The sequence below is a fragment of the Aeromonas sp. FDAARGOS 1409 genome, assembly GCF_019048705.1.
In the GTDB taxonomy this organism is placed as follows: Bacteria; Pseudomonadota; Gammaproteobacteria; order Enterobacterales; family Aeromonadaceae; genus Aeromonas; species Aeromonas sanarellii.
In genome coordinates this window covers 623,195-637,307 of sequence record NZ_CP077395.1, presented here as the reverse complement: position 1 = coordinate 637,307, position 14,113 = coordinate 623,195, and the positions used below count along the sequence as shown (strand labels likewise).

The 14,113-nt window shown below is 61.0% G+C and carries 15 protein-coding genes; 14 read left to right on the top strand and 1 reads right to left on the bottom strand.

Annotation, left to right across the window (positions count from 1 at the left end; translation table 11 throughout):
- Positions 1-7: 7 nt before the first annotated feature.
- From eno to rpoS, 10 genes are all read left to right on the top strand, one after another.
- A complete protein-coding gene (eno, locus tag I6L39_RS02965; RefSeq protein WP_041211064.1) occupies positions 8-1,309 on the top strand; it encodes a phosphopyruvate hydratase in 1,302 nt (433 codons plus the stop codon).
- Between the two features lie 177 nt (positions 1,310-1,486).
- Positions 1,487-1,804, top strand: coding sequence for a cell division protein FtsB (gene ftsB / locus I6L39_RS02960; RefSeq protein WP_041211065.1), 318 nt, complete (start codon positions 1,487-1,489; stop codon positions 1,802-1,804).
- Positions 1,797-2,528: a 2-C-methyl-D-erythritol 4-phosphate cytidylyltransferase gene (gene ispD / locus I6L39_RS02955; RefSeq protein ID WP_216990979.1), complete on the top strand. Its 732-nt coding sequence runs from the start codon at positions 1,797-1,799 to the stop codon at positions 2,526-2,528. Before ftsB ends, ispD begins: the two co-directional genes overlap by 8 nt.
- A 73-nt stretch (positions 2,529-2,601) precedes the next feature.
- Complete coding sequence (gene ispF / locus I6L39_RS02950) at positions 2,602-3,078, top strand: 2-C-methyl-D-erythritol 2,4-cyclodiphosphate synthase (RefSeq protein ID WP_042077195.1); 477 nt, start codon at positions 2,602-2,604, stop codon at positions 3,076-3,078.
- Positions 3,078-4,136, top strand: a complete 1,059-nt coding sequence (truD, locus tag I6L39_RS02945) for a tRNA pseudouridine(13) synthase TruD (RefSeq protein WP_209794067.1) — start codon at positions 3,078-3,080, stop codon at positions 4,134-4,136. Before ispF ends, truD begins: the two co-directional genes overlap by 1 nt.
- Positions 4,117-4,863, top strand: a complete 747-nt coding sequence (gene surE / locus I6L39_RS02940) for a 5'/3'-nucleotidase SurE (RefSeq protein ID WP_216990978.1) — start codon at positions 4,117-4,119, stop codon at positions 4,861-4,863. Before truD ends, surE begins: the two co-directional genes overlap by 20 nt.
- Before the next feature lie 4 nt (positions 4,864-4,867).
- On the top strand, positions 4,868-5,485 hold the full coding sequence (locus I6L39_RS02935; RefSeq protein ID WP_042077192.1) for a protein-L-isoaspartate(D-aspartate) O-methyltransferase: 618 nt from the start codon (positions 4,868-4,870) through the stop codon (positions 5,483-5,485).
- Entirely contained in the window at positions 5,482-6,063 is a 582-nt protein-coding gene (locus tag I6L39_RS02930; RefSeq protein ID WP_042077190.1) for a YqaA family protein, read from the top strand. Before I6L39_RS02935 ends, I6L39_RS02930 begins: the two co-directional genes overlap by 4 nt.
- A gap of 9 nt (positions 6,064-6,072) precedes the next feature.
- Complete coding sequence (locus tag I6L39_RS02925; protein WP_216990977.1) at positions 6,073-7,140, top strand: LysM peptidoglycan-binding domain-containing protein; 1,068 nt, start codon at positions 6,073-6,075, stop codon at positions 7,138-7,140.
- 46 nt (positions 7,141-7,186) lie between these two features.
- On the top strand, positions 7,187-8,170 hold the full coding sequence (rpoS, locus tag I6L39_RS02920) for an RNA polymerase sigma factor RpoS (protein ID WP_216990976.1): 984 nt from the start codon (positions 7,187-7,189) through the stop codon (positions 8,168-8,170).
- Positions 8,171-8,248: 78 nt separating this feature from the next.
- On the opposite strand, the gene tsaD is transcribed toward rpoS, so the two are convergent.
- Positions 8,249-9,262 (bottom strand): tRNA (adenosine(37)-N6)-threonylcarbamoyltransferase complex transferase subunit TsaD, encoded by a 1,014-nt coding sequence (gene tsaD, locus I6L39_RS02915; RefSeq protein ID WP_216990975.1) that lies wholly within the window; start codon positions 9,260-9,262, stop codon positions 8,249-8,251.
- 179 nt (positions 9,263-9,441) lie between these two features.
- Between tsaD and rpsU the strand changes: the two genes are divergently transcribed.
- The 4 genes from rpsU (at position 9,442) to rpoD (ending at position 14,071) form a co-directional block, all read left to right on the top strand.
- Positions 9,442-9,657 carry a 30S ribosomal protein S21 gene (gene rpsU, locus I6L39_RS02910; protein ID WP_005309452.1) on the top strand — a complete coding sequence of 72 codons (216 nt, stop codon included), beginning with the start codon at positions 9,442-9,444 and terminating at the stop codon, positions 9,655-9,657.
- Positions 9,658-9,672: 15 nt separating this feature from the next.
- Positions 9,673-10,116 carry a GatB/YqeY domain-containing protein gene (locus I6L39_RS02905; RefSeq protein ID WP_209794072.1) on the top strand — a complete coding sequence of 148 codons (444 nt, stop codon included), beginning with the start codon at positions 9,673-9,675 and terminating at the stop codon, positions 10,114-10,116.
- Positions 10,117-10,204: 88 nt separating this feature from the next.
- Positions 10,205-11,992 carry a DNA primase gene (gene dnaG, locus I6L39_RS02900; protein ID WP_216990974.1) on the top strand — a complete coding sequence of 596 codons (1,788 nt, stop codon included), beginning with the start codon at positions 10,205-10,207 and terminating at the stop codon, positions 11,990-11,992.
- Between the two features lie 222 nt (positions 11,993-12,214).
- A complete protein-coding gene (gene rpoD / locus I6L39_RS02895) occupies positions 12,215-14,071 on the top strand; it encodes an RNA polymerase sigma factor RpoD (protein ID WP_042077181.1) in 1,857 nt (618 codons plus the stop codon).
- Positions 14,072-14,113: the final 42 nt, after the last annotated feature.

The following is a 14,113-nucleotide window of genomic DNA, read 5'->3' as shown; positions in this document are numbered from 1 at the left end:
AATACACATGTCCAAGATCGTTAAAGTGATCGGTCGTGAAATCATCGACTCCCGTGGTAACCCGACCGTTGAGGCCGAAGTTCACCTGGAAGGTGGTTTTGTTGGTATGGCAGCAGCTCCGTCTGGCGCGTCCACCGGTTCCCGCGAAGCGCTGGAACTGCGTGACGGCGACAAGAGCCGTTTCCTGGGTAAAGGCGTGCTGAAAGCCATCGAAGCCGTCAACGGCCCGATCGCCCAGGCTCTGCTGGGTAAAGATGCCAAGGACCAGGCCACTGTCGACCAGATCATGATCGACCTCGACGGTACCGAGAACAAATCCAAGTTCGGCGCCAATGCCATCCTGGCTGTTTCCCTGGCCAACGCCAAAGCTGCTGCCGCTGCCAAGGGCATGCCGCTGTACGCCCACATTGCCGAGCTGAACGGCACCCCGGGTGTCTACTCCATGCCGCTGCCCATGATGAACATCATCAACGGTGGTGAGCACGCCGACAACAACGTCGACATCCAGGAGTTCATGATCCAGCCGGTTGGCGCCAAGACCCTGAAAGAAGCCGTCCGCATGGGCGCAGAAGTGTTCCACAACCTGGCCAAGGTGCTGAAGTCCAAGGGCTACAACACCGCCGTCGGTGACGAAGGTGGTTTCGCTCCGAACCTGAAATCCAACGCCGAAGCGCTGGAAGTGATCGCCGAAGCCGTTGCCGCTGCCGGTTACAAGCTGGGCACCGACGTGACCCTGGCCATGGACTGCGCCGCTTCCGAGTTCTACGACGCCGAGAAGAAAGAGTACAACCTGAAGGGCGAAGGTCGTGTCTTCACCTCCAACGGTTTCTCCGACTTCCTGGAAGAGCTGACTGCCAAGTTCCCGATCGTCTCCATCGAAGACGGCCTGGACGAATCTGACTGGGAAGGCTTCGCCTACCAGACCCAGAAACTGGGCAAGAAAATCCAGATCGTGGGTGACGACCTGTTCGTAACCAACACCAAGATCCTGAAGCGCGGCATCGACAACGGCATCGCCAACTCCATCCTGATCAAGTTCAACCAGATCGGTTCCCTGACCGAGACTCTGGCTGCCATCAAGATGGCCAAGGACGCTGGCTACACCGCCGTCATCTCCCACCGCTCCGGTGAGACCGAAGACGCCACCATCGCCGACCTGGCCGTGGGTACTGCTGCTGGCCAGATCAAGACCGGTTCCATGAGCCGTTCTGACCGTGTTGCCAAGTACAACCAGCTGATCCGCATCGAAGAAGCCCTGGGTGCCAAGGCTCCGTTCCGCGGTCTGAAAGAAGTGAAGAACCAGGCTTAATTTTCGCCTGCTTCCTAGCCTCCCAAAGCCCCGCCATCCGGCGGGGCTTTTTCGTATTCGCCTCGCCCATGGGTGGGCGCCATGTTTTTTATTCCGGGCACCCCATCCGCGATACAGGCTTTCTTTTGTCTTGCCTGCGAATATGGGAAACTAGGCCGCTTGAAGGAGACTCAGTGCATGCGGCTACTCACTCTTATCCTGCTCCTCCTGTTGGGAGGGCTGCAATATGACTTCTGGCTCGGGAAGAACGGCCTCTCCGACTATCGGGATCTCTCCAATGCCATCGAGCGGCAGCAGCAGGACAACCTGGTGCTCAAGGACCGCAACAACCTGATTTACCGGGAGATCGACGATCTGACCTCGGGCCTGGAGGCCATCGAGGAGCTGTCGCGCAACGATCTCGGCTATATCAAGCAGGGCGAAACCTTCTACCGCATCATTCCCAAAGAAAAAGATCAGGCCACCGAGCCTGACGGCGTGCCCTACGATGACTGATCACCATGGCGGCTTGACCGCGATAGTCCCGGCCGCGGGCATCGGCAGCCGAATGGGGGCCGAGTGCCCGAAACAGTATCTGTCGCTGGCGGGGAAGTGCATCCTGGAACACACCCTGGAGCGCCTGCTCTCCCATCCGGCCATAGCCCGGGTGATAGTGGCGCTGGCTCCCCATGACTGCTGGTTCGAGACGCTGGCCGTGGCCGCCGATCCGCGGGTGTGGCGGGTGGAAGGGGGAAGCGAGCGCGCCTGGTCGGTGCTCAACGGGTTGCATGTGGCGCAAGGGGAGTGGGTGCTGGTGCACGACGCCGCCCGTCCCTGCCTCACCCACGGCGATCTCGATCGGCTCATCGCCACCGCCATGGCGTGCGACGGCGCCATCCTCGGCAGCCGGGTGCGCGATACCATGAAGCGCACCGATGCCGCCGGCAACATCCTCGCCACCGTCGATCGCGAACAGCTCTGGCACGCCCTGACGCCCCAGATGTTCCCCACCGGCCCCCTCAGGCGGGCGCTGGAGGAGGGGCTGGCGCTGGGGGCGGCCATCACCGACGAGGCCTCCGCCATGGAGCGCGCCGGTTTCGCCGTCAGGATGGTGGAGGGGAGGGCCGACAACATCAAGGTGACCCGGCCGGAAGATCTCTCCCTGGCCGAGCTCTATTTACAGCAACAGCGTGCGCGCCAGCCGGCGCGACCCGATTCACCCACAGAGGAGCAGGCATGATCCGCTTGGAACATGGTCTTGAGGCATACCCATTCGATGGGGAAGGTTTGTGCATGATGGGGGAGCAGCAGGCATGATGCGGATCGGACATGGTTTTGACGTACACAAGTTTGGCGGTGAAGGTCCCTGCATGCTGGGCGGGGTGGCGGTGCCCTACGAACAGGGGCTGCTGGCCCACTCCGACGGTGACGTGGTGCTGCACGCGGTGAGCGATGCCCTGCTGGGGGCCATCGGCGCCGGCGACATCGGCCGCCACTTCCCCGATACCGCGGCCGAATTCAAGGGCATAGACAGCCGCATCCTGCTGCGGGACGTCTTCGCCCGGGTACGGCAGGCGGGCTATGCCATCGGCAACCTGGACGTGACCATCATCGCCCAGGCTCCCAAGATGGCGCCCCACATCGGCGCCATGTGCGCCGTGCTGGCCGCGGATCTGCAATGCGAATTGAACCGGGTGAACGTCAAGGCGACCACCACCGAACAACTGGGCTTCACGGGGCGCAAGGAAGGGATCGCCACCGAAGCCGTCGTCCTGCTGGTGAAACAATGATGCTGGAACAGCTTAGCTATCTGCACGGGGCGCCCACCGCCCGGGGCATCCTCAAGGCCGAGGCCGCCGACTTCGTGGTCAATGAAGATCTCGGGTTTGAGCCCTGCGGGGAGGGGGAGCATATCTTCGTCCGGGTGCGTAAAACCGGCGAGAACACCGCCTGGGTGGCGGGCCTGTTGGCGGATGCGGCCGGGGTCGCGCGCAACGCGGTGACCTGGGCCGGGCTGAAAGATCGCCACGCGGTGACCGAGCAGTGGTTCGGCATCCACCTGCCTGGCAAGGCAGAGCCGGATCTGTCGGTCATCGAGAGCGACAGCATCCGGATCCTGCAGGTGAAGCGCCACAACAAGAAGCTGCGGGTCGGCTACCTCAAAGGGAACCACTTCACCCTGCGTCTCACCGGACTGGAGCAGGCCGATGGCCTGGAATCCCGCCTGCAGGCCATCGCCACACTGGGCGTGCCGAACTATTACGGCGAGCAGCGTTTCGGGCGCGAGGGCAACAACCTGGAAGCGGCCAGGGCGATGTTTGCCGGCAAGCGGATCAAGGATCGCAACAAGCGCTCCCTCTATCTCTCCGCGGCGCGCAGCATGCTGTTCAACGCCATCGTCAGCGCCCGCATCGAGCAGGGGCTGGCCCATCAGCTGTTGGCCGGTGACTGCGTGATGCTCAAGGGCAGCCACTCCATCTTCAGCGAAGAGAGCGTGACCCCCGAGCTGGAAGCGCGCCTCGCCTCCGGTGACGTGCAGCTCACCGCGCCCCAGTGGGGTCGTGGCCGACTGGCCAGCCAGGGCGTCGCCGCCGAGTTCGAGCAAGGGGTGCTGACACCCTATACCGATTGGTGCGAGGGGCTGGAGAAGGCCGGGCTGGATCAGGACAGGCGCCCGCTGCTGCTCAAGCCGGAAGGTATGAGCTGGCAGTTGGCAGACGGGGCGCTGACCCTGTCGTTCTTCCTGCCGGCCGGCGCCTTTGCCACCAGCGTGGTACGCGAGTTAATGCAGGCCGACGAGGCCGATCACGGTTTCAGGAACTCAACCGATGCGAATTCTGGTCAGTAATGACGATGGAGTACATGCCGAGGGCATTCGCGCCCTCAGCGAGGCACTGACTGCCTGTGGCGAGGTCATCGTGGTGGCGCCGGATCGCAACCGCAGCGGCGCGAGTCACTCCCTGACGCTGGAGGTGCCGCTGCGGGTCACCCGCATCGCCGAGACCGGGTATCATGCGGTGAAGGGGACGCCGACCGACTGCGTCCACCTCGCGGTCAACGAGCTGGTGCGCCCGGAACCCGACATGGTGGTGGCCGGCATCAACCACGGCGCCAACCTGGGGGATGACGTCATCTACTCCGGCACGGTGGCGGCCGCGACCGAAGGACGTCACCTGGGGTTCCCGTCGCTGGCCATCTCCCTGGTGGGCAAGACCCATTTCGCCACGGCGGCCCACTATGCGGCCCAGCTGGTGAGGGGGATGATGGTGCATCCGCTACCCGCCGATCAGATCCTCAACGTCAATGTACCGGACCTGCCCCTCGATCAGATCAAGGGGATCAGGGTGACGCGTCTTGGCAACCGCCATCGCGCCGAGTCGGTGATCTGCACCGAGGATCCCCGTGGCCAGTCCATCTACTGGATAGGCCCTCCCGGCAGCCAGCAGGATGCGGGCGAGGGGACGGATTTCGCCGCCATCGAGCAGGGCTATGTCTCCATCACTCCCCTGACCATCGACATGACTGCCTACAGCAGCCTGGCGAGTCTGGGTGCCTGGCTGGATCTGCAGGGATGACGTTGTGATAGTACAGCGCCTGTTGAACCAATTGATTGCCCAGGATGTGCGAGATTTCCGCGTGCTGGCGGCGATCGCGAAAGTGCCGCGCCAGCTGTTCGTGGACGAGGCCATGGCCCACAAGGCCTGGGACAATACGGCTCTGCCCATCGGGCATGGCCAGACCATCTCCCAGCCCTACATTGTGGCGCGCATGACGGAACTGCTGATCCAGAACGATCCGGCCCACGTGCTGGAGATCGGGACGGGCTCAGGCTACCAGACGGCGGTGCTGGCCCATCTGGTGGAGCATGTGTATACCGTCGAGCGGATCAAGTCCCTGCAGTTCCAGGCCAGACGCCGGCTGCGCCAGCTCGATCTGCACAATGTCTCGGCCAAGCACGGCAACGGCTGGCTGGGCTGGCCGAACAAGGGCCCCTTCGACGCCATCCTGGTGACGGCGGCGGCGAGCGAGGTGCCCAAGGCCCTGACCGATCAGCTGGCCGACGGGGGCCGTCTGGTGTTGCCGGTGGGGGATAGCCAGCAGACCCTGCAGCTGATCGAGCGTTCGGGTTCCCAGCTGACCAGCCGGATCCTGGAGCCGGTGCGTTTCGTTCCCCTGATTGACGGAGATGTCGAGTGAAGTTGTTTTCCCGCCTCTATGTGCTGGTGATGCAGTGGGCACGCCACAAGTATGCCCCCTGGTATCTGGCCATCACCGCCTTCATCGAGTCCGTATTCTGGCCCATTCCGGTGGATGTGATGCTGGCTCCCATGGCCTTGGCCAAGCCCCGTCGGGCCTGGCACTATGCCGCACTGGCGACCCTGTTTTCGGTGCTGGGCGCGCTGTTCGGCTATCTGCTCGGCTATGCCCTCTGGGAGCCCGTGGTCCAGCCGCTGGTGGCCTCGGTCGGTTATGAAGACAAGATCGCCCTGGCCGAACAGTGGTTCGAGCAGTGGGGCATCTGGGTGATTTTTATTGCCAGTTTCACGCCGATCCCCTACAAGGTGTTTACCGTCACGGCGGGCTTGCTCCATATGGCGCTATTGCCCTTCATCGTCACCTCCCTGATCGGTCGCGGCATGCGCTTCTTCCTGGTGGCAGGCCTGATGCGCTGGGGTGGGGAGAAGATGGAGCGCAAGCTGATGCACTACGTGGATGTGCTCGGTTGGCTCTGTATTGGTTTGGCCGTTGCGGCCTATTTCTGGTTTAGTCGTTAAGGATCCACTATGTGTTCGCGTGTTTGGCAAGGTAGCGGTGTCGTCGTGTTGTCATGGCTGCTGCTTGCCTGCTCCTCCAGCAAGACTGCTGCCCCGGTGCATAGCCTGGGCAATGATCAGATCGCCTCGACCATACCGGTCCGCCAAGGGGGGGCCAAGCCTGCCGCCCAGAGCGGGGGCTATACCGTGGTCAAAGGGGATACCCTGTACTCCATTGCGTTCCGTTCGGGCATGGACGTGGCTTCGCTCATCAGCATCAACGGCATCAGCCCTCCCTACAACATCTATCCCGGTCAGCAGCTCAGGCTGGATGGCTCGGCGTCCAGCTCGGTGGTGAGCGTCGGCAGCCCGGTCAGCCGTGGCAGCGTGACGGGATCGGGCACCTATGAGGTGCGCCGTGGCGATACTCTGAGCAGCATCGGTCGCCAGTTCGGTCTCTCCAACCAGACGCTGGCACAGCGCAACAACCTCCAGGCGCCCTATGCCCTGCACGTGGGCCAGGTGCTCAACGTGGGGACTGCGGGGTCGGCCAGCGGCCAGATGGTTGTTGCCGCGACCCCGGTCGTGACCAGCACAGGCCCCAAACCACTGGCGACGGCGCCGGCAGGTACGACCACCCCGTTTATCGCTCAGAAAACGATTGCTCCTGCCTCGTCAACAGCATACGCTCAGGCGACAGAACAAAAAAACATCAGCACCAAGTCAACACTCGCCTGGCATTGGCCGACCAAAGGGCGGATCGTCGAAGGCTTCTCCGTTGCCGAACAGGGCAACAAGGGCATCGACATCTCGGGTCAAAAGGGTCAACCCATTTACGCCGCAAGTGGCGGCAAAGTGGTCTACGCGGGCAGCGCACTCAGGGGTTACGGCAAGCTGATTATTCTCAAGCACAACGATGACTACCTCTCCGCCTACGCTCACAACGACGAGCTGAGGGTCAAAGAGGGAGACAGCGTCAAGGGCGGAGCAGTTATCGCCAATATGGGTAGCACGGATGCGCCGGATGTGCGCTTGCACTTTGAAATCCGGTACAAAGGCAAGTCGATCAACCCGATGGGCTATTTGCCAAAGCGTTAACTCAGAGAGCTAGGTCTTACTCTGGTGCAGGTCAGGGAGACATATCATGAGCCAAGAACAACTGGTAATGCAGGATGCAGAGTTAGAGTTCGACGAAGAGCTGGAGGTTCAGGAGGAAGAAGAGGTTCAGGAGGTGGCGGCCGAGGCCGAAGATACCATCTCTGATGAACTGATGGCGCCCGAGCTGAACAAGGTGATGGACGCCACCCAGCTCTATCTGGGGGAGATCGGCTTCTCCCCCCTGCTCACGGCCGAAGAGGAAGTCTACTACGCTCGCCGTGCCCTGCGCGGCGACAAAGCGGCGCGCAAGCGCATGATCGAATCCAACCTGCGCCTGGTGGTCAAGATTGCCCGGCGCTACAACAACCGCGGCCTGGTGCTGCTGGATCTCATCGAAGAGGGCAACCTCGGCCTCATCCGGGCGGTCGAAAAGTTTGACCCCGAACGGGGCTTCCGCTTCTCCACCTATGCCACCTGGTGGATCCGCCAGACCATAGAGCGGGCCATCATGAACCAGACCCGCACCATCCGTCTGCCCATCCATGTGGTCAAGGAGTTGAACGTCTATCTGCGCACCGCCCGCGAGCTCTCCCATCGTCTCGATCATGAACCGACCGCCGAGGACATCGCCTTCGCACTGGATCGCTCCGTCGACGACGTGAATCGCATGCTCAAGCTCAACGAGAAGATCACCTCGGTGGATACCCCCATCGGTGGCGATCGCGACAAGGCGCTGCTGGACGTGCTCTCCGACGAGCGCGGCATGGGCCCTGAGCTGGAGTCCCAGGAAGATGACATGCGCAGCAGCATAGTGCACTGGCTGGAAGAGCTGAATCCCAAGCAGCGCGAGGTGCTGGCCCGCCGTTTCGGCCTGCTCGGTTATGAGCCGGCGACCCTGGAAGACGTGGGCGCCGAGATAGGGTTGACCCGGGAGCGGGTGCGCCAGATCCAGGTGGAAGGACTGCGCCGCCTGCGGGAGATCCTGCTGGGGCAGGGGCTCTCCATCGAGGCCTTGTTCAGAACCAATTAGCCTTGGGCAGTGCGAATACCGTCATCAGAGACAACAAAGGGGCCATGGGCCCCTTTCTTCTAGAAAAGATCCTTTGGATCACACCGGATCCAGGGTGTCCAGCGGCCAGCGTGGCACGGCCTTGACGACCAGCGGCTCGAACACGCCCGCCTTCAGGCGCTGCATGCCGGCATAGGCGATCATGGCGCCGTTGTCGGTGCAATATTCGGTGCGTGGATAGAACACTTCTCCCTTGAGGCTCTCCATCAGCTCGGCAAGCTGGGCGCGCAGATGACGGTTGGCACTGACGCCGCCGGCCACCACCAGACGGTTGAGGGCGGTCTCCTTCAGCGCGCGGCGGCACTTGATGGCCAGCGTATCGACGACCGCATCTTCAAATGCACGGGCGATATCGGCACGGGTCTGTTCGTCGTCACCGTTGGCGGCGATGGTATTGGCGGCGAAGGTCTTGAGGCCGGAGAAGCTCATGTCGAGCCCGGGGCGGTCGGTCATGGGGCGCGGGAAGGTGAAGCGTCCCTTCACGCCCTTCTCCGCCAGACGGGAGAGCAGGGGGCCACCCGGGTAGTCCAGTCCCATCAGCTTGGCGGTTTTGTCGAACGCCTCGCCGGCGGCATCGTCGATGGATTCCCCCAGCAGCTGATAGCTGCCGATGCCGTCGACTCGTACCAGCATGGAGTGACCACCGGAGACCAGTAGGGCGACGAAGGGGAACTCGGGGGCCTTCTCCTCCAGCATGGGGGCCAGCAGGTGGCCTTCCATATGGTGCACCGCCACTGCCGGTTTGCCCCAGGCCATGGCCAGGGAGCGGCCTATGGTAGCCCCCACCAGGATGGCGCCAACCAGACCCGGACCTGCGGTGTAGGCAATGCCGTCGATCTCATCCTTGCCGAGCCCAGCTTCCTTCAGGGCGGCCTGGATCAAGGGGATCGTCTTGCGGACATGATCCCGGCTGGCCAGCTCGGGAACGACGCCGCCGTAGTCCGCATGCAGCTTGACCTGGCTGTATAACTGGTGGGAAAGGATCCCTTTTTGATCATCGAAGATCGCGATCCCGGTTTCGTCACAGGATGTCTCTATGCCCAATACACGCATTGCTAAAAAATTTCACTGCTAAAATGAGACGGCTATGGTAACCTTCGCGGGTTTTTTAAACCAGAGCGATCTCTGCGGGTTTACTTTCATTCCCTGTCCAGAGTATAATTTCGCACCATTTTAAGACATGCTGATCGATTGAAGGTCAGCTAACAATTTATCACTGAGGTGAAAGGCACATGCCAGTAATCAAAGTCCGTGAAAATGAGCCGTTTGACGTTGCTCTGCGTCGCTTCAAGCGTTCTTGCGAAAAGGCCGGTATCCTGTCCGAAGTTCGTAGCCGTGAGTTCTACGAGAAGCCGACTACCATTCGCAAGCGTGCCAAGGCGTCCGCCGTCAAGCGTCACGCCAAGAAGCTGTCCCGCGAGAACGCACGTCGTATCCGCCTGTACTAATCAAGGGATCATGCCGTGTCTCTGAAGGATCAACTCAAGGATCAGCAAAAGCTCGCCATGCTTGCCAAAGACAAGGCTCGCCTGGGAGCGATCCGTTTGTTGATGGCCGAGATCAAGCAGCGTGAAGTCGATACCCGTGTCGAGCTCGATGATCAGGAGATCCTCGCTGTCGTGACCAAGATGGTCAAACAGCGTCGCGATTCCATCAGCCAGTTCGAAGCAGCCGGTCGCCAGGATCTCGCCGACAAAGAGTCCGCAGAGATCGTTGTGCTGCAGGAGTTCCTGCCGCAGCAGCTGACCGCAGCCGAGATTGCCGCACTGATTGAGCAAGCCATCGCTGAAAGTGGTGCTGCCGTCATGGCTGACATGGGCAAGGTCATGGCTGTCTTGAAGCCGAAAATTCAGGGGCGTGCCGATGTCGGCGCCGTCAGTGCGCAGGTGAAAACCCGCTTGGCGTAACAGGCAACTCTCTTGTTTGGTCAAAGAAGCCGTGCTTCCCCGGGAATGCGCGGCTTTTTTATTTTCTATGCAATGAAACAGGACGGTTATGGCAGGCAGGATCCCGCAATCCTTTATCGATGATCTGCTCGTACGCACCGACATAGTCGAACTTATCGATTCCCGTGTGCGGTTGAAGAAAGCCGGTAAGAACTACCAGGCTTGCTGCCCTTTTCATAACGAAAAAAGCCCCTCCTTTACCGTCAGCCAGGAGAAGCAGTTCTATCACTGCTTCGGTTGTGGCGCCCACGGCAATGCCATCGGCTTTGTCATGGAGTACGACGGGCTCGAATTTCCCGATGCCATCGAGGAGCTCGCCAGCCTGCACGGCATGCAGGTGCCCCGCGAGCAAACCTCTGGCGGGTCTGGCAATAGCCAGCCTGCGGTCAGCAAGGATCTGTTCGAGCTGATGAACCAGATAGCCCGCTTCTATGAGAGCAATCTCAAGAGTGCGCCGCAGGCGGTGGAGTATCTGAAGGGACGTGGTCTGACCGGGGAAGTGGTCAAACGCTTCAACATCGGGTATGCCCCGGGCGACTGGGACCAGGTGAGGCGGCGGTTTGGTGCCAGCCGGGATCACGAGCAACTGCTTATCTCGGGTGGCATGTTGATCCCCCGCGACAGCGGCCCCGGCAGCTATGATCGCTTCCGCGATCGCATCATGTTCCCGATCCGGGATAAACGCGGCCGGGTCATCGGCTTCGGCGGCCGGGTGCTGGGTGACGGCACCCCTAAGTACCTGAACTCCCCGGAAACCCCCATCTTCCACAAGGGGCGGGAGCTGTTCGGCCTCTATGAGGTCAAACAGGCGCACAAGGATCCTCGCCGGATCCTGGTGGTGGAGGGCTATATGGACGTGGTGGCGCTCGGCCAGTACGACATCGACTATGCGGTGGCGGCGCTGGGGACTGCGACCACCAGCGATCATATCCACACCCTGTTTCGTACTACGGCCGAGGTGATTTGCTGTTACGACGGTGACAACGCCGGTCGTGAGGCGGCCTGGCGGGCGCTGGACAACGCCCTCTCCCATCTGCAGGATGGCCGCGAGCTCAAATTCGTGTTCCTGCCAGATGGCGAAGATCCCGACTCCCTGGTGCGCCAGATTGGCAAGGAGGGATTTGAGGCTCTGCTCGACAAGGCTCAACCCTTCGCCGACTTCATGTTTGAGCGCCTCGGGCGTGACGCAGCCCTCTCCGGTGAGGCGGGCAAGTTCGAGGTGGCCAACAAGGCTGCTGAACTGATACGCCGCGTACCGGAGGGCTTCACCCGCGAGGGGTTGATCACTCGTCTCTCCAGCATGATGCGCTGGGGGGAGAACAAGCAGCGGATCGCCGAGCTGTTTGCCAGAGGCAGTCAGCCGAAGGCCGGGGGCAACAAGCCCAAGGCTGCCAAGCTGACACCGCTGCGCCGTGCGCTGGCCCTGATGGTGCAGTATCCGGCGATCACTGCCGAGTTGCCGGCCATGCCGGAACTGGCCGGATTGCGCCTGCAGGGGATCACCTTCCTGCTGCAGCTGCATCAGCAGATTTTGACTCAGCCCGGGGTAACGACGGGTATCCTGTTGGAGCACTGGCGTGGCACCAAGGAAGGAGAAATCTTGGCCCAACTGGCGATGCACGACCTGTTTGAAGAGGTAAAGCTCGACCAGGAGCCCGATATTCTGGGAGAATTACAGGATACCTTCGTCGGTTTCATCAACCTGTTTCTGAAGCAACGCATCGAGGAATTGCAGGCCAAGGTGGTGCAGGAGGGGCTAAGCTCTGAGGAAACACAGGAGCTGATGATGCTGATCAGAGAGGTGCAGATTGAGAAAAGAAATGAGAATGGGGCTTGATATTTGAGTGAGTCACCCCAATATGAACATCGTTGCCCGAATCGACGGGATGAAAAGCAAACATTTCATAACCGCCTGGCCCCGACAATACTGCGGGCAGGGGTTTCTCATGACCGACGCCGCAACCAGACATAGCATGTCTGGCGGTTTTCTATTAGAATTGGCTATTTGCGCAGCAGCGCACTGTACGCGCAACCTAGCAACACCAACCGGATGAGTTCTATGGAGCAAACCCCGCAGTCTCAGCTTAAACTCCTCGTTGCCAAAGGTAAAGAACAGGGCTACCTGACCTATGCCGAGGTGAACGATCACCTCCCGCAAGACATCGTCGATTCCGACCAGATCGAAGACATCATCCAGATGATCAACGATATGGGCATTCAAGTGGTTGAAAACGCTCCGGATGCCGATGACCTTATCATGGCTGAAGGTGGTACCGCCGATGAGGACGCTGCCGAAGCAGCGGCCCAGGCTCTGGCATCTGTTGAATCCGAGATTGGTCGCACGACCGATCCCGTCCGCATGTACATGCGAGAAATGGGTACCGTCGAACTGCTGACCCGCGAGGGCGAGATCGACATCGCCAAGCGGATCGAAGACGGTATCAATCAGGTACAAAGCTCCGTCGCCGAGTACCCGGAAGCCATCACCTATCTGCTCGAACAGTACGACAAGTACGAAGCCGAACAACTGCGCCTCTCCGACATCATCTCCGGCTTTATCGACCCGAACGAAGTGGATGATATGGCGCCGACCGCCACCCACATTGGTTCCGAGCTCAGTGAAGACGACCTCGCTGACGAAGACGAAGACGAGGACGAAGACGAGGACGAAGACGGCGATAATTCCGACGACGACGGCGACGGCGGTCCGGATCCGGAAGTCGCTCGCGAGAAGTTCGGTGAACTGCGTGCCCAGTACGAAGTCACCCGTCTCTCCATTCAGAAGAATGGCCGCGCCCACGACGATACCCAGAACGCCATCGCCCAGCTGGCCGATGTATTCCGTCAATTCCGCCTGATGCCCAAGCAGTTCGATCGCCTGGTCAACAACATGCGGGAGATGATGGAGCGTGTCCGCGTGCAGGAACGCATCATCATGAAGCTCTGCGTCGAGCAGGCCAAGATGCCGAAGAAGACCTTCGTCGCTGCCTTCACCAACAACGAGTGCGAGACTGCCTGGTTCGAATACCAGAAGCAGGCCGGCAAGGCCTGGTCCCCCCGTCTGCTCGAGATGGACGAAGAGATCCTGCGTTCCATCGGCAAGCTGCAGCAGATCGAGGAAGAGACAGGTCTGTCCATCGCCCAGATCAAGGACATCAACCGCCGCATGAGCATCGGTGAGGCCAAGGCCCGCCGTGCCAAGAAAGAGATGGTCGAGGCCAACCTGCGCCTGGTTATCTCCATCGCTAAGAAGTACACCAACCGCGGTCTGCAGTTCCTGGATCTGATCCAGGAGGGCAACATCGGTCTGATGAAGGCGGTCGACAAGTTCGAATACCGTCGTGGCTACAAGTTCTCGACCTATGCGACCTGGTGGATCCGTCAGGCCATTACCCGTTCCATCGCGGATCAGGCCCGTACCATCCGTATCCCGGTACACATGATCGAGACCATCAACAAGCTCAACCGTATCTCCCGTCAGATGCTGCAGGAGATGGGTCGCGAACCGAACCCGGAAGAGCTGGCCATGCGCATGGGCATGCCGGAAGACAAGATCCGCAAGGTACTGAAGATCGCCAAGGAGCCCATCTCCATGGAGACGCCCATCGGTGATGATGAAGACTCCCACTTGGGCGACTTCATCGAAGATACCACCCTGGCTCTGCCGGCTGATGCCGCGACCAGCGAGAGCCTGCGCAACGCCACCCGCGAAGTGCTGGCCGGCCTGACTGCTCGTGAGGCCAAGGTACTGCGGATGCGCTTCGGTATCGACATGAACACTGACCACACCCTCGAGGAAGTGGGCAAGCAGTTCGACGTCACCCGTGAGCGTATTCGTCAGATCGAGGCCAAGGCGCTGCGCAAGCTGCGCCACCCGAGCCGCTCGGAAGTGCTGCGCAGCTTCCTGGACGAGTAGTCCGAAAGCCGCATGCGTTTCCCCTCTCGAAAGCCCCGCCAT